18 protein-coding genes and 1 pseudogene are annotated in these 26,843 nt (G+C 68.6%); 9 read left to right on the top strand and 10 right to left on the bottom strand.

Annotation, left to right across the window (positions count from 1 at the left end; translation table 11 throughout):
• Positions 1-1,068 precede the first annotated feature (1,068 nt).
• The 3 genes from ACWG52_RS34800 to ACWG52_RS34790 form a co-directional block, all read right to left on the bottom strand.
• Positions 1,069-1,494 (bottom strand): hypothetical protein, encoded by a 426-nt coding sequence (locus ACWG52_RS34800; RefSeq protein ID WP_389813117.1) that lies wholly within the window; start codon positions 1,492-1,494, stop codon positions 1,069-1,071.
• 1,110 nt (positions 1,495-2,604) lie between these two features.
• Positions 2,605-2,835: a DUF7848 domain-containing protein gene (locus tag ACWG52_RS34795; protein ID WP_453126927.1), complete on the bottom strand. Its 231-nt coding sequence runs from the start codon at positions 2,833-2,835 to the stop codon at positions 2,605-2,607.
• Positions 2,832-3,029 carry a hypothetical protein gene (locus tag ACWG52_RS34790; protein WP_453126926.1) on the bottom strand — a complete coding sequence of 66 codons (198 nt, stop codon included), beginning with the start codon at positions 3,027-3,029 and terminating at the stop codon, positions 2,832-2,834. Before ACWG52_RS34790 ends, ACWG52_RS34795 begins: the two co-directional genes overlap by 4 nt.
• Before the next feature lie 156 nt (positions 3,030-3,185).
• Here ACWG52_RS34790 and ACWG52_RS34785 point away from each other — a divergent pair, with 156 nt between their 5' ends.
• The gene (locus ACWG52_RS34785) at positions 3,186-3,908 is read left to right on the top strand and encodes a GntR family transcriptional regulator (RefSeq protein ID WP_453126924.1); all 723 of its coding nucleotides are present in this window, start codon (positions 3,186-3,188) and stop codon (positions 3,906-3,908) included.
• A 70-nt stretch (positions 3,909-3,978) separates the two neighbouring features.
• Here ACWG52_RS34785 and ACWG52_RS34780 read toward each other — a convergent pair whose 3' ends face one another.
• Positions 3,979-4,815, bottom strand: coding sequence for a GntR family transcriptional regulator (locus ACWG52_RS34780; protein WP_453126922.1), 837 nt, complete (start codon positions 4,813-4,815; stop codon positions 3,979-3,981).
• Positions 4,816-5,074: 259 nt separating this feature from the next.
• Here ACWG52_RS34780 and ACWG52_RS34775 point away from each other — a divergent pair, with 259 nt between their 5' ends.
• The 5 genes from ACWG52_RS34775 (at position 5,075) to ACWG52_RS34755 (ending at position 9,654) form a co-directional block, all read left to right on the top strand.
• Positions 5,075-5,401, top strand: coding sequence for an SCO3933 family regulatory protein (locus ACWG52_RS34775; RefSeq protein WP_453126920.1), 327 nt, complete (start codon positions 5,075-5,077; stop codon positions 5,399-5,401).
• Positions 5,401-6,729 carry an FtsK/SpoIIIE domain-containing protein gene (locus tag ACWG52_RS34770; RefSeq protein ID WP_453126918.1) on the top strand — a complete coding sequence of 443 codons (1,329 nt, stop codon included), beginning with the start codon at positions 5,401-5,403 and terminating at the stop codon, positions 6,727-6,729. Before ACWG52_RS34775 ends, ACWG52_RS34770 begins: the two co-directional genes overlap by 1 nt.
• Before the next feature lie 138 nt (positions 6,730-6,867).
• Positions 6,868-8,214, top strand: a complete 1,347-nt coding sequence (locus ACWG52_RS34765) for a replication initiator (protein WP_453126916.1) — start codon at positions 6,868-6,870, stop codon at positions 8,212-8,214.
• Positions 8,207-8,392 (top strand): helix-turn-helix domain-containing protein, encoded by a 186-nt coding sequence (locus ACWG52_RS34760; protein ID WP_043432604.1) that lies wholly within the window; start codon positions 8,207-8,209, stop codon positions 8,390-8,392. The genes ACWG52_RS34765 and ACWG52_RS34760 overlap by 8 nt, the downstream gene beginning before the upstream one ends.
• A complete protein-coding gene (locus ACWG52_RS34755) occupies positions 8,389-9,654 on the top strand; it encodes a tyrosine-type recombinase/integrase (protein ID WP_453126915.1) in 1,266 nt (421 codons plus the stop codon). The genes ACWG52_RS34760 and ACWG52_RS34755 overlap by 4 nt, the downstream gene beginning before the upstream one ends.
• Positions 9,655-9,839: 185 nt before the next feature.
• Here the strand turns inward: ACWG52_RS34755 and ACWG52_RS34750 are convergent, their stop codons facing one another.
• Entirely contained in the window at positions 9,840-10,142 is a 303-nt protein-coding gene (locus tag ACWG52_RS34750; protein ID WP_453126914.1) for a hypothetical protein, read from the bottom strand.
• An 11-nt stretch (positions 10,143-10,153) separates the two neighbouring features.
• Entirely contained in the window at positions 10,154-17,182 is a 7,029-nt protein-coding gene (locus tag ACWG52_RS34745) for a polymorphic toxin-type HINT domain-containing protein (RefSeq protein ID WP_453126912.1), read from the bottom strand.
• Positions 17,183-17,820: 638 nt separating this feature from the next.
• Here ACWG52_RS34745 and ACWG52_RS34740 point away from each other — a divergent pair.
• Both ACWG52_RS34740 and ACWG52_RS34735 read left to right on the top strand, forming a co-directional pair.
• Positions 17,821-22,098 (top strand): ricin-type beta-trefoil lectin domain protein, encoded by a 4,278-nt coding sequence (locus ACWG52_RS34740; protein ID WP_453126910.1) that lies wholly within the window; start codon positions 17,821-17,823, stop codon positions 22,096-22,098.
• Between the two features lie 65 nt (positions 22,099-22,163).
• Positions 22,164-22,490 (top strand): annotated as a pseudogene (locus tag ACWG52_RS34735) (diaminopimelate decarboxylase); the annotation flags it as partial.
• A gap of 31 nt (positions 22,491-22,521) precedes the next feature.
• Here the strand turns inward: ACWG52_RS34735 and ACWG52_RS34730 are convergent.
• Positions 22,522-23,439 carry a LysR family transcriptional regulator gene (locus ACWG52_RS34730; RefSeq protein ID WP_389813107.1) on the bottom strand — a complete coding sequence of 306 codons (918 nt, stop codon included), beginning with the start codon at positions 23,437-23,439 and terminating at the stop codon, positions 22,522-22,524.
• 72 nt (positions 23,440-23,511) lie between these two features.
• Here ACWG52_RS34730 and ACWG52_RS34725 point away from each other — a divergent pair, with 72 nt between their 5' ends.
• Positions 23,512-25,050 carry an aminotransferase class I/II-fold pyridoxal phosphate-dependent enzyme gene (locus ACWG52_RS34725; protein WP_453126908.1) on the top strand — a complete coding sequence of 513 codons (1,539 nt, stop codon included), beginning with the start codon at positions 23,512-23,514 and terminating at the stop codon, positions 25,048-25,050.
• A gap of 236 nt (positions 25,051-25,286) precedes the next feature.
• On the opposite strand, the gene ACWG52_RS34720 is transcribed toward ACWG52_RS34725, so the two are convergent.
• From ACWG52_RS34720 to ACWG52_RS34710, 3 genes are all read right to left on the bottom strand, one after another.
• The gene (locus ACWG52_RS34720; RefSeq protein WP_389813232.1) at positions 25,287-25,589 is read right to left on the bottom strand and encodes an SHOCT domain-containing protein; all 303 of its coding nucleotides are present in this window, start codon (positions 25,587-25,589) and stop codon (positions 25,287-25,289) included.
• A 27-nt stretch (positions 25,590-25,616) separates the two neighbouring features.
• Positions 25,617-26,090, bottom strand: coding sequence for a DUF6325 family protein (locus tag ACWG52_RS34715; RefSeq protein WP_389813099.1), 474 nt, complete (start codon positions 26,088-26,090; stop codon positions 25,617-25,619).
• A 100-nt stretch (positions 26,091-26,190) separates the two neighbouring features.
• On the bottom strand, positions 26,191-26,841 hold the full coding sequence (locus tag ACWG52_RS34710; protein WP_389813229.1) for a GAP family protein: 651 nt from the start codon (positions 26,839-26,841) through the stop codon (positions 26,191-26,193).
• Positions 26,842-26,843 lie beyond the last annotated feature (2 nt).

The following is a 26,843-nucleotide window of genomic DNA, read 5'->3' as shown; positions in this document are numbered from 1 at the left end:
CGCACCAATGGTCCCTCTCTGAGCCTCGTAGGCCGCTTCTGCATCGGGGAGGTCGAAAGTGAGCGACCTTGTGTTAGGGCCAAGATCGCCAGCAATAGCGTCCGCGCCTGTGGTCGCACGGCCGGTAAGTCCGCCCTGCCTGGTGGGAGGCCCGTGGATAAACTGCTCGGTGAGTCGCGATCAACCGTCGGCCATGTCAATTCGAATCACGGCGTGTCCGGTAGGTGGAACATCAGGGTCATAGAGAACCGTAGCGGTACCACCACAGTTATGGACGAGGACCGGGGTGACCCCAGCCAGCACATAGTACGTGTGCTCGCCGGGCGGGCGTCAGCTGCGTTTTCGCTGGTCAGCGAATTCCGGCCTGTCCGTGGGTGTGCGTGGAAGTGCCCCGTGGTGCGCCTGTGTTGCCGTCGGCGTTGCCGTCAGACGGCTACGTGCGTGAGGGCGGTGGAGTGGGCTTTGGCCGGTGTCCTGCCCGGGTTGGGGTCGGGCATGGTCAGGGGGCCGTACGCCGGCCCGGCAACTCGGGCAGGTCGTGATCCTGCCCGGAATTTGAACGAGTGGCCCCCTGGCCTTGCCCGACGCGGGCCCCGACCCGGGGAGGTGGGTAAAGCCCACGGAGCCGACCGGCCCCACCTCCAGGCCTACGCCCTGACCAACTCCCTGCCGTCGCCACGCCATCGGCCTGGCGTTCGCCGTGCTGGCGTGTCCGGCTTCTCCTCGCTTCCGGCGCAACGCTGTGCTGTTTCTGCGTGGCCTGGTCGCTGGCCGGCCCGCGGTGGCGGAGCCGAGAGCGGGCCGGGTGGGCGGCCGTGCCGCGCGCGACCCGCGTCAGCGGGTCGCCTTGAAGACGTAAAGAAAGTTTGGACGCGCCAACGGCCCCGGCGGTAGGCCAGGACCGTTGGTTGGGTAGCAGGTGTGGTTGCTCGTCCGACGCAGACGCCTGGGTGCGGTCCACGTCCCGTCACCCCAGGCCTGTGCAGCGCCACCAGCGTTGCCGTCACGACTGCCGTCAAGCCATCAAACGGCGATCCCTGCCACCGCCTCCAGCTCGTTTGCCGAAATTCAAGAGGTAAGACCACGCATGGCTCTCAGTGCATCAACAGACCGCCGAAGTGTGGCCACCAATCTGGCAGCCTGCTCCCGAACCTCATTACGACCGTCAGGGCGCGCACCGTGCGGAGACAAAAGCGTTTCAAGCGGCTTCCACGCCTCAAAGACGAGACGTGTCTGCTCAAGCGCTTCCCCTGAAAGGCGCACAGCCATCTCCGCATCGCCCTGCTTGGCTTCGTGAAGCCAAACCGAAAGGAGCGATTGCTCCACGATGAAGCGGCCTGTCCACTCTGAGATCTTAGCTCCGACAAGTTCGGACGAAAGGATCTTGATAGCTAGATTATTTTCGATGGAGTTGGATGGGGCCAACAGCTCCTCTGGAGGATCCCATTCATCCGGCATCTCATCCAGCCATCCCCAGTTCGGCGGTACTGACACTCCGCTCCTTTCATCAACCATGATGTTCTCGGAGCCAGTCTGTCGCGCGGCCCGTAGTCTTGGGAAGTCCTTCGATTCCGCCAGCCTCAAGTACGTTCATGCAGTACGTTACACAGCTCTGCCTACCGAGACTGTAGGGCGGGTACGTCCCTTTAGCCGTTCGGCTGATCTGCGTTTCGATGTAGGACAGGGCCCCTTGAACTCGCGGAAGTTCAACTCGTACGTTGATGGTGAACGGAGAAAGGGTCTCGGGTTTAAAATGCCTGACTCCGTTGGTGGCCACATCAACCCCTCCCCACTGCTCAGTGTGCATGACTTCGCCGTCATGCGCCTGCACGGTGATCAAGGCGTGTTTCTTCTCTGGGTCCAAATGGACCGTTGCCACCCCATCACAGTTATGGACTAGGACTGGCGCGGCGCCTGCGAGCACATAGTACGTGTGCTGGCTGAGGTGCCGTCATCTGCGTTTTTGCAGGTCAGCGCAATTCGGCCAGTCCGTGGATGTGCGTGGAAGTTCCCCTCTGTACGCCCCTGTTGCCGTCGGCGTTGCCGTCAGACGGCTACGCGCGTGAGGGCGGTGGAGTGGGCTTTGGCCGGTGTCCTGCCCGGGTTGGGGTCGGGCATGGTCAGGGGGCCGTACGCCGGCACGGCAACTCGGGCAGGTCGTGATCCTGCCCGGAATTTGAACGAGTGGCCCCCTGGCCTTGCCCGACGAGGGCCCCGACCCGGGGAGGTGGGTAAAGCCCACGGAGCCGACCGACCCCACCTCCGGGCCTCCGCCCCGGCCAACTCCCCGCCATCGCCCGACCGTCCGCCTGGCGCTCGTCGTGCGGGCGCATCCGCCTTCCCCTCGCTTCCGGCGCAACGCTGCGCTGTTTCTGCGCGGCCTGGTCGCTGGCCGGCCCGCGGTGGCGAAGCCGAGAGCGGGCCGGGTGAGCGGCCGTGCCGCGCGCGACCCGCGTCAGCGGGTCGCCTTGAAGACGTAGAGAAAGTTTGGACGCATCTTGCTTCGGCGGTACGCCGTGGTCGGTTGCCGAGCGTCCGGCTGGCTGCTGGCCTGGGGCGATGGTCTGCGGGTTGTGGGTCCTGTTCAGGCTGGGGGTGGTGGTTCTATTCGGCTCGGGTGACCTTGGCGTGGTCGGTGAAGACGCGTCTGAACAGGTTGTGACCGGTGCGTCCGGTGTGGCGGAGTGCCCAGTCCTGTGCGGCTTCCTGCTCGGCGTGAGGTCCGGATTCGGCTTCGCAGTTGGCAGCGGTGCAGAACGCCTCGTAGGTGATGCCGCCTTCAGGGGCGTGGCGGATGGTGCGGGTGATGTGCCGGTATACGGCGCGGGGGCTCACTGGTGACCCTCGGGGTGGCGTCGCATGTAGACGTTGCAGTCGCTGACGGTGGCCATGTCGCCGAACGTGCGGGCCCGGTCGCGTACGTTGGCCAGTTCGGCGCAGCCCGCGCAGCCTTCAACGGGAGTCGGCTCCAGTTCCAGGCGCAAGGGGAGTTCGACCGGCTGGGTGGAGTACCTGGTCGGCTCCGTCATTGCACATCGCCACCTCTCGAACGTCACATGGCCGACCTCTTGACAGGCCGGTGCTCTAGTTCAGTATTCGAGTGGCCGAAGCACTCCCGCTACGGTTCGCAGTGCACTAGTGTGCTCCCACTGACATCACGTCAACTCAACGGAGGGGCACGCCTTATGCCCAGTCCCAAGACGTTCACGAAGATCGCGGATCACTTCCGGGAACGCATCCTGTCGGGAGAGCTTGAGCCGGGCGCCAAGCTGCCGACGAACCGGGAGATCGCCGGCCAGTGGCAGGCCGCGGCCGCCACCGTCTCCCGAGCCTTGCAGGCCCTCCAGGTCGAGAACTTCATCCGCACCACCCCGCGCGGCACCTACGTCGCCGACGACCCTCGCTGGACGCTGTCGGCGCGGGACCGGCTGGCCCGGGTCCAGCGGGTCAAGTCGTTCCTGGCAGAGGGCGAGACAAGCCGAGTGACGGCCGCCGAACTGATCATCCCGCCGCTGTATGTGGCGGAGATCTTCGACCTGGAACCCGGGGACCAGGTAGTCCGGCGCGAGTGGCTGGCCGGCCGGGGCAAGACCCGGACCGTGTTCGCCGTCACCTGGTACCCGGCCCCGTTCGCCGCCCTCGTACCGGACCTGCTGAACACCGCCCCGGGCCGCAATCACGGACTGTCCGCCCGAGTGCTGGAAGCCACCGGGCGCACGATCACCCACGCCCGCGACGACATGCACGCCCGCCCCGCCGACGCCCGAGAGGCCAACGCACTGGGACTGCCGATCGGCTCCCCTATCCTGGCCGGCGCCCACCGCTGGTCGGACGCGGAAGGGATCATCGAGTACGGGGAGTGGTGTCTGCCGCCCCGGTTCACCATCGGCTACGAATACCAGCCCTGACCGATCCACGCGAAGCGTCCCCGAAGGCCAGTCTGCGGCCTTCGGGGACGCTGCCGTTCGCATACCCGCCTCAGTTGGCGTCGCGGCCTTCGAGGCGTTCGACGCGCTCCTCCAGCTCCTCGATCCGCTCCAGGGCTCGTTCCAGCTTGTAGGCCAGATCCGCTACTCCGGCCTCCGCCGGGAACTCCTTCTGAGGGGCGGTCGACGACTCGTCCACCGGCTGCACCGTGACCGGCACCTCAGTGCCGAACTCGCCCCCCACGACGACGTACGCCATCGACCCGTTGCGCTGGTGGGCCTTCTTCATCCTGCCCTCCAGGGCGAGGAAGGTCAGGGCCTGGTCGGCGGATTCCGGGTCGCCGCCGATCGTGTCAACCACCTCGTCCACGGTGACCGTGGCTCCCCTGGCCAGTGATCCGTCTCTGATCTTGCGGACCAGGCGGCCGTGGGTGAGCTGGGTGGCGAAGCCGTGGTCGTCCCAGTCGCGCACGTAGACCTCGTCGCCGGGCAGCTCACCGGGGTAACGCAGGAGGAAGTTACCGGCCAGCAGGGCGATGGCGTTGGTGACCACGTTGAGCGGCACCGCGTAGTGCTCCGCCAGGACCTCGCGCGCGGGCAGTCTGGCACCGGGGGCCAGGGTGCCGGAGTAGATCTGCTGCTGGAGGTCTCCTGCGACCTTCTCGAAGGCGTCCTCGAAGTCGGCCGAGCGCGTGACGAATGTGCCGCGTCCCTGGCGGGCGATGACCCAGCCCTCGTTCCTGAGCAGCCGGATGGCCTTCTGCACGGTCAGGCTCGATGCCTTGTAGGTCTGCATGAGCTGGCTCTGCGTCGGCAGGAGCTGGCCGGGCCGCAGTTCGCCGTCTCGGATCTGCTGCCGCAGGTCGTCCGCGATGCGTTCGAACGTCAAGCGCGCTTCGTCAGCAGCAGCCATGTCCATCCCTGGTCCCAGTCCGATTCCACCCGCCGCAGGCCGCCCACTGACTGTCGCGTTTCACCAGCTCAGCGGCCTCACGGGGTCAGAGTAGCCGCCTGACGGATGGACCACCGCAAGAACGGATGGAACTCAATAGGGATGGACTTCGGATGGAATGAATGTAGGGTTGCGGCACGCGATCACCCACACGGGTGACTCGCACCCCTCTACCTGGAGGTTTGCTGTGAAGACCATGCCCATTGACCAGTCCCAGGCCCTGATGATCCTGGCCTCCGAGCCCCGGCCGCACTTCAAGGACCGCGAGGGCCGACAGCCCGCGATCGACCGGGGCACCGGCGCCCACGTGCACCTGGTGGACGTGATGTTCGCGTTCAACGGCCGCGCCGAAGTGATCTCCGTAAAGGTCCCGGAGCCGGGTCTCGGCAAGGGACTGAAGGTCGGCCTGCCAGTGGCTTTCACCGGGCTTGTCGCCTCGGCCTGGGAGAACGAGATCAACGGCAAGGACCGGCACGGTGTCTCCGTTCGCGCTGACGCGATCACCGTCAAGGCAGGCGCCTGATGCCCGAGAACTCTCTTGGGGTCGCGCTTCTGGTCGTCTCCGGCCTCGGCGCGCTCGGACTGCTGGGCTGGGCCGGGTACTGCTTCGCCCGCTGGTACCAGGCCGATGCCGAGACCCGGGTCAGTCTGCGGCAGGCGCGGCGGATGCGGTGGGGCTGGAAGCGGCTCGCCCCGATGCTGAGCCTTGCAGTCAAGGACGCCACCCCGACCGTGCTCCAGCAGTACGGCCCGCAGGAGCAAGCGACCAAGCCGCGCGTGCTGGTGCCACGCCTGCGCACCCGCGCCGACGCCTTCGGCGTCACCGTCACCGCCGATGCCCTGCCGCAGGTCGGGCTGAGCGCCTGGCTAGAGGCATCCGAGGGCCTGTGCGACGCCTGGGGTATGCGGCGCATCCGGATCAGCCAGCCCAAGCCCGGAGTGATCGTCGCGCGAGGCTTCCGGCGCGAGCCGCTGGAGGCGGTGATCCGCTCACCTTTGCTCGGCCCGGACGGCTCCCCGGTGTGCCGACCGGGGCAGTTCGTCTCCACCGATGACGTGCTGCTCGGCTGGGACGAAGACGGCACACCAATCGTGCTCAACCTCGCCTACTCCGCCCACGCCCTCATCGCCGGCCTCACCCGCTCCGGCAAATCGATCACCGTCAACACCCTCCTCGCCTACGCGTCGCTGATGCGGGACGTGCGGCTGATCGTGATCGACCCCAACCTCGGTGCAGTCGCGCCCTGGTGGCGTACCGCCTACAAGGTCTCCGACGCCGTCCACCCCGACGAGCCGACCGAGATTCTGCGCTGGGTGCGTGAGGAGATGCAGCGCCGGGAGCGGCTGTTCTGGTCCGGCCGCACCGACCGCATCACCGAATTCAGCCCCGAGCTGCCGCTGCTACTCGTGGTGATCGACGAGGTGGCGAACTACACCCGGCACCCCGACCGCAAGGCCCGCGAACGCTTCGAGGCCGAACTGCTGGCCATCGCCAGCCAGGGCGCCAAGTTCGGTATCCGGCTGTGGCTGCTCACCCAGAAGCCCTCCGCCGACGTGCTCACCACCGCCGTGCGGACCAATCTGCCCGCCCGGATCTGCCACCGCGTCGACACCGTCGAGGACTTCCTGCACCTCTTCCCCGACGGCCGGGAACTGGACATCACCGCCGCCGACCGCACCATGCCCCAGGGCGTCTCCATCGCCTCCGTCGGCGACTTGCGCACCCCCGTCCGGCTGCGCTCGGTCTACCTGCCCACCGAAGCCTGCTGGCAGATCAACGACCTCATGTGCGCCGAAGGGCTCAAGGTCCGCGACCTGCCCGACCGCGTCGACCTGGACAAGGCCGCGTGACCGCCGCCTCCTGGTCCCGCTTCGCAGTGATCCCCGGCAAGGGCGTGTAGTCGCCAAACCCTCGCCCCTGCCGGGGCCTCCCTCCCTTACCCGTCCACAGCACACGCGTGTGCCGCAGCGCAGAGAGGTCCCGCCAGCATGCCACCGCACAACCCCACCGCCACAATCCCCCGCCCCGAAACCGCCACGGCCGCGCTGCCCGCCTTCACCGGGTACCAGGACCTGCTCGGCCTGGTACGGCAGCTGTCCACCCTGGGTGGCTGTGCCCAGCCGATCCGGCTCAAAGGGCAGCGCACCGAGATCGACGCCTTCACCAGCGAGATCCTGCGCGAACTGAAGTCCAAGGAACTTCCCGCCGGGCACCTCCTGGTCCGCTGCGGCAACCGCCGCAGCACCCGCTGCCCCTCCTGCGCCGAGCTCTACCGCCAGGACACCTACCACCTCATCGCCGCCGGCCTGCGCGGCGGCAAGAACATCCCCGAACAGGTCGCCACACACCCCCGCGTCTTCGCCACGCTCACAGCACCGTCGTACGGGCCGGTCCACGGCCGACGCACGGGCGGCTCTCCCCGCTGCCGATGCGGACGCACCCACACCAAGGACGATCCGCGCCTCGGCACCCCGCTCGACCCCGAGCGGTACGACTACACCGGCGCGGTGCTGTGGAACGCCCACGCCCCCGCCCTGTGGGCCCGCTTCATGCTCCACCTGCGCCGCACCATCGCCGCCGCAGCCGGTGTCCCGCAGCGCCTGCTCTCCAGGGTCGTCCGGGTCTCGTCCGCCAAGGTCGCCGAGTACCAGCAACGCGGCCTGATCCACTTCCACGCCGTCATCCGCCTCGACGGCCCCGCAGGCCCCTACACCCCACCACCCGCATGGGCCACCCCCGAACTCCTCGCCGACTCCATCCGGCTCGCGGCCGCCCGAGCCCACGTCGACGGGCCCACGCTCAAAAATCTCACGCACTCCTTCGCCTTCGGCGAGCAGGTCGACACCAGGATCATCCGATCCGCGGCCTTCCAGGGCGGGACCACGATCACCGAGGGCAAGGTTGCCGGATACGTCGCCAAGTACGCGACCAAGGGCACCGAAGCCGCCACCGGCAGCCTCAACCACCGGCTGAAGAGGATCACCGACCTCTGGTTCGAGTCCGTACCCGAGCACGCCGCCCGCATGATCCGCACCGCCTGGACCCTCGGCAACCGCGACGACCTCAAGCACCTGAACCTGCGCAAGTGGGCCCACATGCTCGGCTTCCGCGGCCACTTCTCCACCAAGACCCGCGCCTACTCCACCACCCTCGGTGCCCTCCGGGCCGCCCGCGCCGCCTGGCACCGCCGCCACACCCCTCCGATCTCACCGACCACCCTCGTCCTCGCCCACTGGGCCTACGACGGCACCGGCCTCACACCCGACCTCGAACGCCTCGCCGCCCTCATCGGCGGCGGACCAACGCGCGAACAGGCGATGGCCGCAGGTGCGTGACGACGAACTCCTCACCGTCCCCGAGGCCATGGCCCGCCTCAAGATCGGCCGCTCCGCCCTCTACGACCTCCTGCGCACACGCCGCCTGGCCTCCCTGACCATCGGCCGCGCCCGCCGCATCCCCGCCCACGCCCTCGCTGACTACGTCCAACACCACCTGGAAGAGGCCGCCCGATGACCGCCCCCAAGCGCAAGAAGGCCCGCGCAAACGGCGAAGGCACCATCTACCAGCGAAAAGACGGCCGCTGGGAAGCCGCCAGCTACGTCCTCGCCGCCAACAGCACCAGCAAGCGCGTCCGCGTCTACGGCAGCACGCGGAGAGAAGCCGCCGACAAACTCGCCGAGAAGATCGCCGACAGCAACCGCGGCCTGCCCATCGCCACCGCCGACAGCACCGTTGGCGACTACCTCACCTACTGGCTGAGCAACGTCGCCGTCCACCGGCTTCGGGAGAACACTCACACCCGATACGCCGCCTGCGTTCGCCTCCACCTCATCCCCGGCCTCGGCACCAAGAAGATCGCCCGCCTCACGGCCAAGGACATCCGCACCTTCCTCGACCGGCTCCGCACCACCTGCCAGTGCTGCACCCAGGGACTCGACACCGAACGGAAGAAGTGCTGCGTGGTCGGCGAGTGCTGCCAGAAGCGCCTGTCCCCCTCGACCGTCACGTACGTGCACTCGGTGCTCAAATCGGCGCTGGAACACGCGCTCCGCGAAGACGAGCTGCCCCGGAACGTCGCCCGGAATGTTAAGACCACTGTGCACCGACCCAGACGGTTCCGGCCGCTTACCGCAACGGAGGCCCGGCAGTTCCTCGGCGCCGCCCAAACGGACCGACTCCACGCGCTGTACGAACTCGCCCTCCGCACCGGACTCCGCAAGGGCGAACTCCTCGGCCTCCATTGGGAAGACCTCGACCTCACCACGGGAACGGCCACCATCCGCCACTCGCTCCAGCGCACCCGAACCGGCGGACTCACCCACCTGCCCACCAAAACCCGGGCATCCGAACGCCGCATCGCACTCCCCACCGAATGCTTGTACTCCCTCAGGGAGCACAAGCAGCAGCACGACAAGGAGCGCACGACCGCAGGGCCGGACTGGACAGACAGCGGCCTCGTCTTCACCACGCCCACTGGCCAGCCCCTCGACCCCGCTAACCTCACCCGCCGCTTCCGCACCTTCCTCCACCGGGCCGGACTCCGACGCATCCGATTCCACGACCTACGGCACTCGACCGCCACCCTGCTCCTGGAACAAGGCGTCGACCTCGTCGTCATTAAGGAGCTCCTCGGCCACGCCCACATCGGCGTCACCGCCGGCGTCTACGCACACGTCCGACTCCGCCTCCAACGCCAAGCCATCGACACCCTCGGCAACGCCCTCGGCGCCCACGACGACGCTGACGACCCACCCGCCGCAGCCGTCGTCCGCTGACGTTGCCGTCACCGTTGCCGTCAAAGCCCCAACACCCATGGAACGGAAACTGCTGGGGAGTGCGTCCGTGCACTCCCCAGCAGTTTTCCCTATTCATTAGCGCTAAGCGTCAGAAAATCCGTTGCGCATTCACTGCCGAAATGCCGTCCCAGCGGGCATCATTTCGAACAGATTTTCAGGTCCCCTCATTGCGCCCCCCGTTGCCTCGCGAGCGACGATGGGCGAGCCGAAAGACGCAGTTCACCTCCCGGCATGAAATCTAGCGTCACAGCTTCAAGGAGGTCACCCACTGGAGGGAATTCAGCTGGTGTCGGATGCCGCTCATCATCAGTCAGCATGACGAAATCGATGAAGGCCGTAACGCTTGATTCAGGATCAACGAGCGAGACCTCTACGCCGAAACGACCTCGATGTCCCGTGACGACACAGCGCACGACTTGGAACTGCCGGAGCCCACTGAGCTGCCACATCCCGTCACGATCTTCCATGAAACCCTCCCTCAGAAGTGGACACCCTTCTTCCAGGGTACCCATTCGGTCTTGTCGTGATCGATGAAGGAGTTGAAATCATCGAAATCCATGTCCTCGATGATCCATTGAAGCCCACCGTCATCGTCATGGAATCGGCGATAGACGCTCGGATGGAATTCATCCAAGAACCCAGGCTTCATCGTGAACACGTGGTACCCGTCTTCATACACACCCTGGCCAGCATACTGCCGCACCACTGAGTGGGAATTTCCCAGGTAGGCGAAGTTACGCCCGTTCAAATCGGTCGCCCTGTGATTCTCCGGATTCAGCCCGCCTGCCTCTGAATCGCGATTCCCCTTCTGAGGGGATCGGTACAGCTTTACCGGCTCATCGGCATCTCCACAATTGTGGACCAGGACCGGCGTGGCGCCTGCCAGCACATAGTACGTGTGGAAGTCGTAGACCGTGAGGTTGTGTGTGGTGACGGCGAAGGGGTAGTTACGGGTCGCCTGGACCGTGAGGGTGCTGCCGTTGGGCTGGCGGAGTTTCTCGCCGATCTTGATCTCGCCGGCGTCGACCCACTGGTGGCGGGTCTCGCTCCACGAGGGGTGGTGGTAGGTGGAGGTGATGACCGCCGGCGGGCCGCGGGGGTTGGCGTCGTCGGTCAGAGTGAGGTCGGTGAACTCCTTGTCGTCCGGCGTGGTGATGGTGTTGGTGACCTCCTTCGGGGCGGTCTCGCCCGTCTGGGGGTCGGTCGCCATGACCTTGTCGCCGACCTGGATGTCCTCCATGGCCTTGGTGGTGCCGTCGGCCATCAGGACGTGGGTGCCGGTCGGGAAGCTGTTCAGCTTGCAGGCCGGGGCTCCGCCCTCCGAACCGCTCCCACCACGGGATTCGGCGCTGGCGGACTGGGTTTCCCCGTCCGCTTCGCTTCTGCTGGATTTGGAGTCTGTTCCTGCGCTGTCGCTCTCGGACTTCGAGCCGGCTTTCTCCTTGGCTGCCTTGGCCGCCTTCGCTTCGGCCTCCCGGGCTTCCTGAATCGCCTTCTTGCTGCGGCTGAGGGCTTCAGAGGCGCGGGAGGCGTTGCGTTCGGCTGCGTGGACGGCGTCGTAGGCCTTGTTCATCTCCTTGTAGATCTTGAAAGCCTTGATGCCGACCTTGATCGCCTTCGCGATCTTGCCCCAGGGGACGGCGCCCAAGGCCGTGTTGATGCAAGCCATCACATCGCCCTTGGTGAAGCAGTCCCGGGCGTCGTTGTAGCCGATCAGGTCCCCGATGAGCTCGACAACCTCATGCTTGAGCTGACCGGTCCGCTGCTTGGCCTTGGTGACCTTGTCCTGGGCTTCGTCGTAGTCCTTCTGTTCAGAGGAAGATCCACCGGACGAGCCACCATTGCCCGGGGCGTCACCCGTGCTATTGCCATTGCCACCCGAAGCGCCCTTGGAACGAGGGGCTGTGCAGCTGGTGAAGTTGTCGCAGAACTCCTTCATTCCGCTGGGGTCGGACTTGTTGATCGGGCTGTTGCTGGAGTACGCGTAGCCGTTCCACTGTTGTGGGTCGCCCGGGTCGATGATCGGGTCCGGGCTGATGAAGCGAGCCGTTTTCGGGTCGTACTCTCGGGCGCCCAGGAGGGTGAAGCCTGTGGCCTTCTCCTTGGTGCCGCCGACGAAGCCCTTGTCACCCGCCCACGTGCCCGGCGCTGTACCGCGTTCGTTGCCGAACGGGTCCGAGTGGCGGCGGACGTGGGTGAGGTCGGTGGCGTTGAACTGGACGCCGCCCGTGCCGTGGTGGTCCGAGCCCTGGTAGGTCAGGGTCGAGGTGCCGCCGTTGGTGGTGCGGGTGACGGACAGGCCGCCGGAGACGCCGTAGGTGCGGACGTTGGAGACCTTGCCGCTGGCGGTATCCAGGGTGATCTGGTCGCTGCCCAGGTTGAGCGTGGTGCTGCCCGGGTCGCGGCGGATCAGCTGGTTGCCGGCCGTGTCGTAGAGGTAGCTCGTGCCCGCGCTCTCGCCGGTGCCGGTGATCTTGTCGAGCTTGCCCTGGTCGTTCCAGGTCAGGGTCTTGGTGCCCGGGGTGCTGGTGACGGATGTGGTGTTGCCGCTCGCGTCGTACGTGTAGGACATGACCTTCGTGCCCGTGGCGGCGCCGGTTTCCGTGGAGGTCATCAGCGCGTGCGGGCCGCCCGTGCCGCCGCCCGTCTTCGGGTCGGTGGAGGGGGTGTTCGGGCCCGTGCCGAAGGTCTGGGTGACGGTCGCGTCCTTCGACGTGTCGCCCGTCGGGTCCCTGCGGACCAGCTTGGTGCGGTTGCCCAGCTTGTCGTAGTCGTACTGCTGCCAGTACGGCGCCGGACCGCCCACGCTCGGCTTCCCAGCGCCGTCCACCGTTGGGCCGTCCGTGTTGGCGCAGCCGCCGATGCCGCGGACCGACGGCTGCGGAGCCGTGGTCTGGGCGCCGGTGTCAGTCCAGGCCTGGGTCAGGCGACCCAGGTAGTCGTGGGTGAAGCACTGCAGGTCACGGGCGGTGCCGTCCTGCGTGTTGCCGATCGAGGTGAGCTGGCCGGCCTGGTTGTAGGTGTAGTCGATGACGTCGACGCCGGCCTTGGCGGAGGTCTGCTTGTCCAGGAACGAGCGGACCGGCCTGCCGGCGGCCAGGTCGTAGTCGGTGGTCGACACGATCTGCTTGCCAGTCTTGCCGACCGTGCTGCGGATCGCGCGGCCGTAGGCGTCGTAGCGGGTGTCGACCAGGTATGGCGACAGCGCCGAGCCGATGAGGCCGTCGAGGGCGACGACGTTTCCGATGATGTCGCTCTTGAAGGTGAGCGTCTCGGCCCCGAGACCTGCAGCGGGAATGGCAGGCTGCTTGCTCTTCCACAAGTTGCCGAGTTCGGTGTAAGTGTTGGCGGTCTCGTAGACGCCGGCCAGCTTGCCTTCGGACGCCGGGATAGTGGTCTTGGTGCCGAGCGGGCGGTAGCCGCCGTCGTAGCCCGTGACCTCCGAGACGTACGCCTGGCCTGCGACGCCACCGACGTAGCGGGTGGTGCTGCTGGGCTTGCCCAGCACCTTGGTGTCGTAGGTGAACCCGGCGACCTGCTTGACCGGGTCGACAACCGTGCCCTCATAGGTGGCGAGGGTCCGGCCGAGGATGTCGGAGACGACGGTGGCGCTCTTGCCGCGGGCGTCGGTGACCGTGATCTGGTTCTTGGCGTCCTCGTACGTGGTGGTGCCGGTGCCGGCGTCAGGGTCGCTCGTCTTCACGACGCGGCCGAGGAGGTCGTAGGCGAAGGTCCACTCGTTGCCTGCGGAGTCCTTGCGCCATAGTTCCTTGCCCTGGGCGTTGTAGCCGTAGGTCGTCTCGTCGTAGGAGCCGGTGGGCGTGTTGGCCTTGTACTGGCGCAGCGCCACCCGCTGGCCCATACCGTCGGTGATGGACGCCGAGGCGAAGGCGCCGTTGGGCGGGACGGAACGGACCTCGTCTGCGCCCAGGTACTCCGCCTTCGAGCGCCACTGCTCCACGCCGTACGACTGGAAGACCGTGGCGGTCGGACGGCCCAGGCCGTCGAAGACCTGGTAGGTCTGGGACGGGATCTTGCTGTCGGGCTGGACCCCGCCGTTGGGCAGGAACAGTGCGGCCGACGGCAGAGCCTCGTCGTTGTAGTAGGCGGCGCTCGTCTTCACCTGCCGGCCCTGCGAGTCGAACAGGGCGTCGGTGATCAGGCGACCGTCCACGCCGGAGGCCGTGGTGGCCTGGGTCTGGCGGATGCGTCCGATGCCGTCGTAGATCGTGTAGGTGGAGCTGTAGGTCTGGCCGTCCGGCATGAGCGCCTTGCTCAGCACGGTCGACGGCGCGTTGGTGCCGTTCATGCCGTACGAGAAGGTGCGGACCGGCTTGAAGCCCCTGGCTCGTTCCTGGCCGGGCTGCCAGACGTTGACGATACGGCCGAAGGCGTCGTACTCGCGTTCCGCGACGTGGTCGTTCTCGTCCCTCGTCTTCACCGGCAGGGAGCGGCCGGTGTCGAGGGTGTTGACGGACTTCCAGCCCAGCGGGTTGGTGTGCGTGACTTCCGACGGCAGGGCGCCCGTGGCCGGGGTGTATTCGGTCTTGGTGACCGCGCCGCCCGGGTGGGCGGCGTCCCTCCGAGTGTGGTTGGTGGTGGTGGTCACGCGGCCGTACGCGTCGTACGTCGACGTGGCGTTCAGGCGGTAGACCGGCGTGCTGAAGCCGTCGTAGCGCTCCAGGACCTCCGTGCCGGTCTGGTCGGCGGTGGTGCCGGTCTGGCCGAGGGGGAGGTTGTCGAAGTAGGTGCGGGTGTCGCCGACCGTGTTGTTGCGGTTGGGGGGCTCGCCGCAGCCGCCCGAGAAGATCAGGGTGCGCGAGACCAACGGGGTGGGTAAGCCATCGGGGGCGGTGGCGTACTCGAACATCGTGCACAGGCGTTGGTCGAGGCGTGAGGTGTCAGCCCAGTCGTCGACCTTGAGCGGGCGGGTGGCGAGGGTGTTGTCGTAGGTGGACGTGCGCTCGCTGGTGCGCCAGTTGCCGTTGGCCAGCTTTACGCGGCTGGTCACCTTGGCCGTGTTCATGGCGCGGGCGGTGGTGGGCGGCATGCCGCCGGACTGGGCGCGGGTCGCGGTGATCGCGCCGAGCCAGGGCGTGGAGACCTCGTCGGCGACGACGTTCCCGCCGTCACCGTCGTAGGTCTGGGTCTGGCGAACGAAGCCGGACAGCACCTCCTCGTCCTTGATGGTGCCGCCCTGGGCGTCGGTGACGTCCACGCTGCGCTTGGTGCCGTTGGCGAGGACGTCGCCGTCCATGCCGCGCAGGAACGTGGCGACGGACTTGGTGCGCGGGCCGTCGCTGCCGGTGCCGGTGCGGGTCGTGACCGTGGCGAAGCCGCGGAACTGGTCCCAGGTGCGCGTCTTGGGGTCGGTGAACTCGGAGTCGTTGCGGTGCCAGGCGATGCCGCCGCCGTACTCGTACTCCGTGACCGTGGAGACCTGCCCTGCCACCAGGTCCTGCTGGGTGATGGACTGGACGACGACCTTGTGGAACCAGTCGTTGACCGGGTCCGGGTAGGACTGGCCGGGCAGGTACCACTTCACCGGCATGCAGGCCATGGTGTTGGCGTCCTCGGACGCCGGCATCCGGTTCTGGAGGCGCGAGCACTCCGGGGCCTTGTAGACGACGTTGATCCGGCCGCCGGTCTCGGTGGTGATCGCCTGGATGCGCGGGCGGTTGTACGGCAGCGCGGAGGCCTCGGTTCCGTCCGGGCGCTTGACGACGCCGTCGACGCGGTTGGGGATCTGGATCGGCTGGAAGGAGACCGCGGGGAGGGTCAGCGGGGTCTTGCCGTTGGTGCCGGTGCGCTGGACGGAGTCCAGCCACAGGGTCGGGGAGGTACCGTCGCCCGGATCCTGGAAGGACTGGTTCAGGGCGTACGAGTCGACCGTGCGGTAGTTCGTGCCGTCCAGGACCTCGGTGTCGATCTTGGTGACGCGCCTGGTGGTGAAGTACGTCGGCGAGAGGTTCAGGCACTGGCCGGTGGCGGCGCATCCCTGGTCGACCGGGGTGTCGGGCCAGGACTTGGCGTTCGCCTTGGTGCGCTGGGACGGGTCACAAGTGATGGAGCCGGACGCGAAGCAGCGCTCGGTCGTACGCAGCCACACCTGGGCGGCGGGCTTGGCCGCGCCCTTGGCGGCGAGCTGGTCGGGCAGGCGCTGGCCGTAGCCGATCCAGGTCGGGTAGGAGCCGCGCTGGTACGCGGTGAGGGTGCCCTTGCCGTCGTTCTGGCCGCCGCCGCGGCTGTAGAAGTTGCCCTCCTGCTCGTAGCGGTACTGGAGCAGGTTCTGGTGCGGGTCCACGACGAAGTCGAGGTTCCACTGCCAGCCCATCTGGGCCCAGGAGCCGTTGGCGGGGGTGTCGGCGCCGAGGCACTTGTCCTGGCCGCTGTTGAAGTAGACGGGAACGGTGGAGACGGACTTGGCCTCGGGGTCGGTGCCGTCGCCGCCAGGTAGGCGGTTCGCGCCGAAGTAGTACTGGGTGCCGTCGGTCGTGGTGACCTTGAAGCCCTCGCCCTTCCAGGCGGCGTTGCGCTGCCCGGTGAGCCGCTCGATCTTCGTGCCGTCCTCGCCCTGGAGGCGGTAGACGCACGTTGCGTCGTCACGAACGATCTGGCCGGCGTGGCCGGCCAGGTTCAGGGAGAGGATGTCCCCCGCCCAGCACTCGTCGCCCGAGTCCTTGATGCCCGCGTCCTTACAGGACTTGTACGTACGGGAGATCGATCCCGGGTGCCAGTCCCAGCCCTCGCCGAAGAGGCCGGCCTGGGCGTTGGTGGAGGCGGTCCGGCCGTCGATGGAGGAGGAGTCGTAGCCCAGGCCGAGGCCAGGGGCCGGGCCGGCGATGGTGGAGGGCAGCTCGACGGTGTAGCCGTAGGTGAAGTTGGCGGCGTTCGAACCGGCCTGCCAGGAAGCGGAGGGCAGCAATGGGGTCGCGGTGAAGTCACCGCTCGCGCCGGACGGGCCGGGCTCGACGGCCAGGGCGACGGACTGGGGGGCGAGGACCTGCGGGGTCGCGGCGGAGGCCGAGTTCTCCGCTGTCGGCGCCTTCAGCATGCCCGCAGCCGGGCCCTTGGGCGCGTCGACCTCGCCGACCAGGCGCCCGGAGCCGTCACGGCGGGTCTCGACCGGCGTCCGCCGGGTGCAGCCCTGCGCTCCGGGCGTGGTCAGCGCACACGCCGGAAGCTGGACCAGCCGAGCCCGGTCGGCCCAGTTGGCCCCGGCCGACTTGGCCCAGGCGGAGACGTCGAGGCCGACCTGGAGCTTGCCGGCAGGGATGGCGCCGACGGCGGCGGTGCCGGTAAACGCGACGAGGGCGCCGTTGACGCCCGCGGCGCGGGCCTGGGCATCGTTCTTGACCTCGACCTTGACCTCGGCGCGACGGGTAGAGCTGTCACCGGCCCCGGAGCCAAGAGCACTTTGCGCCAGCGAAACTGGCCGATTTGCGCTATCGCGGGATGCGACCCATACCGGCAATTCGCCTGCACGCGCCGAATCGAGACCGGTCACCGACCGGCCCCTTCCCTCCCCCGATAGATTCACGACGGCCGCGCCGGCCGGCTTGGCCGAATCCTTCGGCACCGACCATTTCCGGCCGCCCTGTGTCGCATTTCCGGCCAGTTTCGCGCTCGAACCTTTCACCGGTTTGGCGTCAGGCAGCGGCGTATTCGGCGGCACCCACACCTTCGGCGGCGTCTCCGCCGCCTGAACTGCGGGAAGACCCGCACCAGAAAAGAGAACCGCGAGCGCGGTGGTGACCGCTACCCGCGTTCGCCCGCGTTTCCAACGCATGGCGAACCCACCCCTACGAGACAACTGAATCCCCCCACAGGAAACAGGAACATGGCGACACCGGGCCACTGGGCCCAGATCGAACGCACTTTAAGGAACGGACGTTCGACACGCCCAGGGATTTACGGAATCCACATCGCATGACCAATGTCACTCGGGGTGCAAGCCGGTATGCGCCGCCATGAAGTGGACATTCGAATCTCACAGACTGTTGACAGGTTTGCAGACTGGAAGGAACGGTGCGGCTGATCTCTGTCCACAGACCGCTCACAGCGAGGACCTCTGCCTTGAGGGCGAAACTTCCTTCACGCACACCCTGGCCGCCTGGCCTCCGAAGTCGACGTGCCGCGTCGGGCGTGCTCGTGCTTCCTGTCGCCGCCGTCCTCTCGCTCGGCGCCGGCCTGCTCGCCGCCCCACCGGTCCATGCCGCGGCCAGTCCTGGTCACAGCCCGGCCAATCCCAACTGGCCTGCCCCGACGCCGAAGCCTGCGCCCACGGAGGCCGAAAAGGCGCTGGACGCCGCCCGTGCCGAGGCCAAAGCCAGTGGGAAGCAGACCGTCGTCGGCCATCTGACGACCGAGAACACGCAGACCTTCGCCAACCCCGACGGCACGCTCACCACTGACACCGCGCCGGTCCCGCAGCGCGTCAAGGACGCCGCAGGCAACTGGCGCGGAATCGATCCCACGCTCCGCGTCCAGGCCGACGGCTCCATCGCCCCGAGCGCGGTACCGTCGAAGCTCAGCTTCTCCGGCGGCGGTAACGGCCCGATGGCCACCATGACCACCGCCGACGGCAAGAAGCTCGCGCTCAAAGCCCCGTTCGCACTGCCCAAGCCGACCCTCAACGGCGACAGCGCCCTGTACCAGGGCGTCCTGCCGAACGTCGACCTCGAACTCAGCGCGACCACCCTCGGCGGCTGGCGCCAGATCCTCATCGTCCGCACACCCGAAGCCGCGGCCAACCCGGCAGTGAAGAAGCTTCAACTCGGTGTCGAGACCGTCGGCCTGACCGTCTCCGCCGACGCGGCGGGCAACCTCAAGGCGGCCGATGCCCAGGGACGGATCCGTTTCTCGGCACCCACACCGATGATGTGGGATTCGGCCACCGCCGCCCCACAACAGAGCGTGTCGAAGACAGCGGGCACCCGCACGTTGGCGGCATCCCCAGCCGAGGGCGGACCGACCGTCGCCTCGACCACGGACGGCCCGGGCACCGGAGCCACCGTCGCCAAAATCAGTACCTCGGTGGATGCCAAGGGCATCCAGCTCGTCCCCGACGCCGCACTGCTGAGTCAGGGCACCGGCCCCTGGTTCATCGACCCGGGCTTGAACCCCACGCTCGACAACACCACCCAGGCCTGGGCCCAGGTCCAGGAGGCGTACCGGTCCACCAACGAGTACAACGGCACCACCGACGGCCAGGACAAGCCGGCCACCGGCTACTGCGGCTACGACGTGGGCAACCCGCCCTGCACCGGAATCGGCCGCACTCGCGCCTACTTCCAGGTCGGCATCAACTCCACGATCCACGGCGCCGAGGTCCTCGAAGCCCGCCTGTACGCCACGGTCGTCTCCTCCTCCAGCCCCTCGACCAACACGCCGATGGGCCTGTACCACACGCCGCCGATCGGCAACCCGACCAGCTGGGACCACCAGCCCTGCGGCGAGGCGTCCCGCATGGCCGGCTGCGCAAAGATCGGTAGCACCTGGATGTCCGGCTCGGGAGACATCTCCTTCGACGTCGTCAGCCAGATGAAGGCAGCGGCCCGGGACAAGTGGAGCAACTTCACCTTCGGTCTCGCGCCGGACGACGAGTACAACAAACACTTCCGCCAGCGCTTCAGCAACACCCCACACATCGTCGTCAAGTACGACTTCACCCCCACCATCTGGTGGCCCCGCACCAACCCGACCCCCGCCTTCGCCGACACCGGTGTCCACGGCGACTGCACCACCCCCGGAACGGCCAACCCCTGGGACAACCCCGGCTGGATCGGCGCACACACCGGGATCACGCTGAACGCCTCGACCTGGTCCCCCACCCATCAGCAGCTCCAGACCACGTTCCAGATCTGGGACGAGGACCGCGGACAGCAGACGTTCTACCCCCAGACACCCTGGAACGGTGACTACGGCGAGGTCGCCGTCAACCTCGACCAGCAGCCGGACCTCATCCACGACGGCCACGCGTACGGCTGGAAGGCCCGCACCACCGACGGCACCCTGACCAGCGCTGACTCGGCCCTCTGCTACTTCCGGGTGGACCGCACCCCGCCCACGGCCGCCGTCACCTCCATCGACTTCCCCGCCTCCGGCTCCATCGACGCCCACCCCAAGAAGGCCGGTGAAGAAGGCACATTCACCCTCTCGGGAACCGACCTCGCCCCGCTCGGCGGCGGCCACTTCTCCGGGCTCGCCTGCGGCCGCTGGACCACCGACCCGGTCAAGGCCGCGAACACCAGCTGGAAGTGCACCGACACCGCTCCCGGCATCGTCAAGCTGAACAATGGCAAGACCGACATCAAGGTCACCCCGCCTCGCTGGGGCACCAACTTCCTCTACTTCCAGACCCAGGACATCGCGGGCAACCTCTCCCAGCCCGTCGCCTACAGCTACTACGCACCGTCCGACCCCAACGCCCCCGCGCCGATCTTCGGCGACGTCGACGGCGACCGGAAAGCGGACATCCTGCTCCCGGACGGTGCGGGCAACCTCCGCCAGTTCAACGGCGGCGCAGACCCGTACGCGGCACCCAACGCCCGGATCCGACCCGCCCCCGGCGGCCACGGATGGAGCAACATCCAGACCACCCACCGCGGCAGCCTGGGCTTCAAGAACATCGACGACCTCATCGCGCACGAGCCGGGGAACCCCGATCTGCACCTGTACACCAACGACGGCAACGGGGGGCGCTTCGACGGACAGGCTGCTGGCAAGCTGGTCAAGCCCGTCGGGTGCGCCACTCCGACACTGGCGACTCTTGACTGCGCAGCCCACGGATACAGCGCCAACTGGTCCGACGTCACACAGATCGTCGCGCTCGGGTCGATCACGGGCGACGAGGCGGACGGCGACGGGAACCTGCCCCGCACCTCCCTTGTGTTCGTGGAGAACGGACGGTTGTGGCACAGCCCCGCCGGCAGCGCGGACGAGCTCAACTCCCCGGCCATCCTCCTCTCAGCCAACGACCAGCGCTGGGACGCCTACGACCTGATCACCCCCGGCCGAGCCCAGGGCACCGACTTCCCCACCCTCTGGGCCCGCTCCAAGGCCGACGGATCCCTGCACGCCTTCACGGTCAAGGGCACCCCCGAGGCGCCCGACCTCACCGGATTCACCGACCCCGCCTCCGGCACGCTCACCGGCAAGGTCGACCCCAAGGCCTACCCCCGCATCGGCTCCGACGGCGACCTCACCGGTGACGGCGTGCCCGACCTGTGGGCCGTGGGCACCGACCAGCAGCTCGTCTCCTTCACCGGCCTCGGCACGGCGACCCAGCACCCCACCGTCACAGGGATCGACCCGACCGTCGTCCCCCTCGGCAACCTCAACACACCCCGCTTCCAGTGGCTGCTGACCGGTCAGAGCGGAACCACCACCCCGAGCAAGATCGGCAACAACCCCGCCACCACCACCGGCATCACCTGGCCCACCGGCACCGTCGACGGCCGCACCACCCCCTACGCCGCCTTCAGCGGCGCCGACTCGACCATCACCGCCGGCACCGGGACCGACAAGGTCATCGACACGCGCAAGAGCTTCACCATCTCCACGATGGCCAAGGTCGACAGCGCCGGCGGCCTCGTCCTCAGCCAGGACGGCACGACCAGCAGCGCGTTCACCCTCTACGCCGATCCCAACGGCACCTGGAGCTTCGCCCTGGCCAAGGGCGACACCGCCGGCTGGGAGTACGACTGGACCTCCCCCGGCGGCAACTCCGCAGCACGCGTCACCAAGGGCGAGTGGACCCGGCTGACCGCCGTCTACGACGCCGACACGGGCCGGATGAGCCTGTACGCCAACGGGATCCTCGCCGCCGGCGGACACCACCGGGCCGCCGACAGCCCGGCCCCGGTCGGACCGCTCGTCCTCGGCCGGTACAAGGTCAACGGGCAGCCCGACACCTTCGGCGGCTTCATCGGCGGAGTCAGCAACCTCGCCGTCTACCCGTACGCAACTGCCCCCGTCGCCCCGGGGGCCGCCGGCCCCATCTCGCTGACCGTCGTGGGTGGCAAGTGCATCGACAACGACCAAGGAGGCACGGCCGACGGCAACAAGATCCAGCTCTGGGACTGCAACGGCAGCGGCCCGCAGACGTTCGAAGTGCGCGGCGACGGATCCATCCGGGTACAGGGCAAGTGCCTCGACGCCCGCAACGCCGGAACCACCGACGGGACCCTCATCCAGCTCGTCACCTGCAAGGGCAACCCCGCCCAGCAGTTCCATCCCCGAGCGGACGGCAGCATCTTCAACCCCGTCTCGGGACGCTGCCTCGACCTGAACGGGGCCCGAACCGAGAGCGGAACCCAGCTCTGGCTCTGGAGCTGCAACCGCAGTGACGCCCAGCGGTGGACCGTGGCCGCGCTGGCGACGGCACCCCTGCCGGTGCCGGATCCCCGGCCGGCCATGTGACCGATCGGCCCGGTTGACAGCAGCAGCGGCCGTCTCCCCTCTGCGGGGAGGCGGCCGCTTGCTCCGACAACCTGGAGCCGATGCTGTACGGCCAACGGTTCGAGGCCGCCGTGGCCTCGCGCGTCGGAGGCGGCGAACCGTGCGATCTCGTCGGCCGTCACTGCGAGTCGGGGGACACCCTGATCCGTGACGTCCGCCTGCGGGAACCGCGCGTCGACGATGTCGTCGCGGTGCCGGTGACCGGCGCCTACTGCTCCTCGCCGGCCAACAACTACAACGGCGCCCGGCGGCCGCCCATCGTGTTCTGCCGCGACGGCGAGGCCCGTGAGGTGGTCCGCCGGGAGACGTACGACGACCTCCTGCGGCGCGACGTCGGCATCGACGCGGGGTGAGTGCGCCGGGCCCGTGAGTCGCCTCGTGGGATCAGGCCGCCGCCCAGCGGTCCGTGATCAGCGCGGCCTGCTCCCGCAGCGCCTCGATCAGTTCCTGGGCGGCGCCGGCCGAGGTGGACCGTAGTACGGCGACGCTGATCTCCCGGGCGAGCGCGGGCGTGGCCAGGGGCCGCACGGCCAGGTCGGGGCGGTACGGGCCCAGGGCGAGCCGCGGGACGAGGGCCACGCCCGTCCCCGCGGCCACGAGGCCCTGGACCACCGCGTAGTCGTCGGTGCGCATCACGTGCAGGGGCTCGTACCCCTCCTGGCCGCACGCCCATGCCAGCACCCGGTCGCAGGGGTCGTGCGGGTCCGCGGCGCCCACCCATGCGGTGTCCCGCAGTTCACCGAGGGAGACCTGGTCCCGCGAGGCGCAGGGGTGGTCCTCCGGCATGACCAGGAGCAGCGGATCGGACAGCAGCGGGTGCACTTCGAAGTGCTCGTCGAGGTCGAGGCTGTCGCCCGGCTGTGAGAAGACGAGGGCGGCGTCGAGCTCCTTGGCCCGCAACCCGCGCAGCAGCAGGGGAAGTTCGCCCTCGGTGAGCGAGATGTGGACGCCTTGCCGGTGGAGGCGCTTGACCGCGGGTGCCAGCAGGAGGGCGCCCGCGGTGGGGAACGTACCGATGTGGAGGGTGCGCATGCCACGCTCGGCGAGGTCGCGTACCTCCAGTTCGGCGTGGCGCAGTCGGTCGAGTACGGCCTCGGCGTGCGGCAGCAGGGCCTCACCGAGCTCGGTCAGGGTGGCGCCGCGCGGTCCGCGCTGGACGAGCTGGGCGTCGAAGTGGGCTTCCAGGGCGGCGAGATGGTGGGTGATCGTGGGCTGGCTGTAGTGCAGGGCGCGGCCGGCCGCGGCGAGCGAGCCCTCCTGCGCGATGGCACGGAACACCTGGAGCTGCCTGACGTCGAGCATATAGACATCGTATGGAGGGGTAACGAAAAGTCCACCCTTCCTCGATGGCTGGACGGCTGCCACGCTCCGGGGGTGAACACAAGAACCACCGATCACCGCACCCCCTCCCCCTCCTTCTCCCCCGCTCCCTCCCTTCCTGACGGCGGTCAGCTGTGCGCCCCGTACGCCGAGGCGGTGCTGCGCCACGCGGGACGGGACTGGCTGAGGCTGAACGTCCCCGGCCATGCCGCGGCCCCCGGATCGGATCTCGCCGGTCTCTTCGGCTCGCGGATCACGGCCCTGGACTTCCCGCCGCTGCTCGACGGCATCGACCTCGGCCCGGACACCCCGCTGGACAGGGCGTTGGCGCTGGCGGCGGAGGCCTGGGGCGCGCGGCGGACCTGGTTCCTGACGAACGGGGCCTCGCAGGGCAATCAGATCGCCTCGATGGTCGCCCCCGCCCTCGGACGCACCCTCGTCGTGCAGCGCAGCGTGCACTCCAGCGTGATCGACGGACTGGTGCTTTCGGGCCTGGACGCCGTCTTCGTCCAGCCGTCCGTCGACCCGGAGCAGGGCATCGCCCACGGTGTGACCGCTGCGGACGTGGCGGAGGCGCTCGAACGGACGCCGGACGCGGCCGCCGTGTACATCGTCTCCCCGAGCTACTTCGGCGCGGTCGCCGACGTACGTGCCATCGCGGACACCGCCCACGCCGCCGGGGTACCGCTGATCGTCGACGAGGCCTGGGGATCGCACTTCGGTTTCCACCCCGGGCTTCCCGCGAACGCCCTCTCCGCGGGCGCGGACCTGGCGACGTCGAGTACGCACAAGCTGGCGGGCAGCCTGACCCAGTCGGCGATGCTCCACCTGGCGGAGGGCCCCTTCGCGGACCTGCTCGAACCGCTGGTGGACCGGGCCTTCCGGCTCGTGCAGTCGACCAGCGCGAGCGCCCTGCTGACCGCTTCGCTCGACCTCGCCCGAAGGAGTCTGGTCACCGGCGCCGCCGCGACGGGCGGCTCGATCGAGGCCGCCGACCGGGTACGGCGCGCCGTCCGCGCGCTGGGCCGTTTCACGGTGGTGAGCGACGGGTTCCACGCCTTCGCCGACATCGTCGGAGCCGATCCGCTGCGCCTCGCGATCGACACCCGGGCCGGCGGGATCACCGGCCACGAAGCCAGGCGCCGGCTCTTTGGGGACCACCAGATCATGGTCGAGGTGGCGACCGACGCGGCGATCGTCGCCGTGATCGGCGCCGGGTCGGCCCCGGACACCGACCGGTTCGTCGAGGCCCTGCACACCCTGCCCTCCCCGCTCACCACCGCCCCGGCCGGTACCGGTACCGGAGCGGGAGCCGGACTCGGAATGCTGCGACTGCCGGCTCCCGGTGCCACGAAGCTGAGCGCCCGCGAGGCGTTCCTGAGCCCGGGCCTGGTCGTGGCCGCGGAGGAGGCCGTCGGACGGATCTCCGCCGACACCCTGGCCGCGTACCCGCCGGGCATCCCCAACGTGCTGCCGGGCGAAGTGATCACCGCCGAGGCCGTCCGGTTCCTCCAGCGGACCGCGGCCGCGCCGAACGGCCATGTCCGCGGCGCACTCGACCTGGGCGTGACGCGCCTGCGCGTCGTCGCCTGAGACACCGGGCGTACCCGCTCCGGTTCGCCCTTCGTGCAAGAAGGCACTCGACGAGTGGGGCGCCGGCACCGGGGCGGTCCCCGCGGTGAACGTCGACACCGGCTCCTGACCCGCACGCACCCCTGAAGGGCAGTCGCAGTGACCGACGACATCGACACATGAACGACGGAGGAGGGGTACGGACCGTTGTCCGTACCCCTGCTCCGTCGTCGTGACGGGACCCAGGGAGCGTCTGTCTAGCCCAGCAGTCGGCGCTTCTGCTCGGCGAACTCGGTCTCGGTCAGCACGCCCTGTTCCTTGAGGGTGCTGAGCTGCTTCAGCTGCTCGATCTTGGTGGTCATGTCGTCGGCCGGCGGTGCCGCGGCGGGCGGCGGGGGCGGCGGCGCCGCCTGCTGCTGGGCCTGTTGCTGGGCCTGCTGCTGCTGTGCGTCCTGCTGCGCCCATCGGCCGCCCTGGCGGCGGGACACTCGGTTGGACACCGCGGTGGCGGTACCCGCGATGACGGCGGTGCGGGCGACCCCGCGAAGGAGTCCGGGCATGGTGCTCATCTCCAGGCTGTGGGGGCTTCACTCTCCGGCGGGCGGGTCCTCCAAGGCGTCCAGCGACGCCAGTAGGGCCTGCACGGGAATCCGTCCGGCGGCCACGAGCTGGGCTCCGCCGCGGCGCAGGGCACGGGCGAACGGCGCCGCCCAGGTGTTCTCGTAGATGATGACCCCGGCCGAACTCCCGGGTTCCAGGGCGGCTGCGGCCTCCTGGATGTCACCGCCGTCGAGCAGGCCGGACGACGCGCCCTCGAACACGGTGAGATCGATCTCGCCGCCGAGGTCCTGGAGCTCCAGCGCGGTCACCGTGCCGTCCTCCTCCTTGCGGATGAAGGCGAAGTCGAAGATGCGGATGATGCCCCGGTCGACGAGGTCGACGAGGATCGGGAACCCCTCGCCCGTCATTCGGTTGCCCGGGAACTCGACCACGATGTAGTCGACCGGGCCGAGTTCGTCGATGTCGCCGAAATCGGCTCGCGGCTCGGTCTCGCTGCTCATGGCAGCTCCTGTCGGAGAGGGGGGAAAGGTCTTTTCATTCCAGCACGCTGCCCGCTCCCCCGCACGTCTGGCCGATCCCGCCGGGCGCCGGGCCGCCGGGTCAACCGGTCAGCTCGTAGATGCTCTGCCCGGTCAGCCACAGCCCGAGCAGCAGACAGACGAACACGATGGCCTCGTCCTTGTGGCCCTCCATCCACGCGCGCATCCGCAGCAGCCGGTCCTGAGCGGCCTCGGGGGCGAACACCATGTAGAGCTCGGCGGCCAGCAGGCCGGAGCTGGCGAGCAGGCAGAAGCCGAACAGGGCGATGAACGTGGTCGCGTGCGAGGTGTCGGCCTCGATCACGGTCGTCGCGCCCGCCGCGACCATGCCCCACGGCTGGATCAGCACGGCCAGGCCCGCCGCGGCCCATACGGAGCCGACCTCCACACGGGACGGCTCCGCGGTGGCGTCCCGGTCCGCTTTCCCCTTCATACGGCGGTAGCGGCGTGCTCCGTAGACCACCAGTCCCACCCCGATGGCCAGCTTGAGGGCGAGAGCGGCCACGCCGGGCGGGGAACGGGGCGACGGAGGTTGGCCGCCGGTCAGGGCCAGCACGATCGCGATCACCACGACGAGGTTGGCCAGCCACGCCAGGAGGAAGGCGAGCCCCTTCCACACTCCCCTGTGCGAGGACACCACGAGGATGAACGCCATCAGGGGCAGCGGGTAGAGGGCGATGGCCAAGGCGATGAGCATGAGGTCGAGGACCATGG

Source organism: Streptomyces sp. CLCI03 (assembly GCF_053615355.1).
The sequence above is the reverse complement of the archived record's forward strand: the minus strand, read 5'-3'. Positions and strand labels throughout refer to the sequence as shown.

Coding starts and splice junctions, on each gene's coding strand:
- ACWG52_RS34770 (WP_453126918.1), top strand. CDS start 5,401: ATGCCCGAGAACTCTCTTGGGGTCGCGCTTCTGGTCGTCTCCGGCCTC.
- ACWG52_RS34720 (WP_389813232.1), bottom strand. CDS start 25,589: ATGCCCGGACTCCTTCGCGGGGTCGCCCGCACCGCCGTCATCGCGGGT.
- ACWG52_RS34775 (WP_453126920.1), top strand. CDS start 5,075: ATGCCCATTGACCAGTCCCAGGCCCTGATGATCCTGGCCTCCGAGCCC.
- ACWG52_RS34790 (WP_453126926.1), bottom strand. CDS start 3,029: ATGACGGAGCCGACCAGGTACTCCACCCAGCCGGTCGAACTCCCCTTG.
- ACWG52_RS34785 (WP_453126924.1), top strand. CDS start 3,186: ATGCCCAGTCCCAAGACGTTCACGAAGATCGCGGATCACTTCCGGGAA.
- ACWG52_RS34755 (WP_453126915.1), top strand. CDS start 8,389: ATGACCGCCCCCAAGCGCAAGAAGGCCCGCGCAAACGGCGAAGGCACC.
- ACWG52_RS34710 (WP_389813229.1), bottom strand. CDS start 26,841: ATGGTCCTCGACCTCATGCTCATCGCCTTGGCCATCGCCCTCTACCCG.
- ACWG52_RS34715 (WP_389813099.1), bottom strand. CDS start 26,090: ATGAGCAGCGAGACCGAGCCGCGAGCCGATTTCGGCGACATCGACGAA.
- ACWG52_RS34750 (WP_453126914.1), bottom strand. CDS start 10,142: ATGGAAGATCGTGACGGGATGTGGCAGCTCAGTGGGCTCCGGCAGTTC.
- ACWG52_RS34730 (WP_389813107.1), bottom strand. CDS start 23,439: ATGCTCGACGTCAGGCAGCTCCAGGTGTTCCGTGCCATCGCGCAGGAG.
- ACWG52_RS34765 (WP_453126916.1), top strand. CDS start 6,868: ATGCCACCGCACAACCCCACCGCCACAATCCCCCGCCCCGAAACCGCC.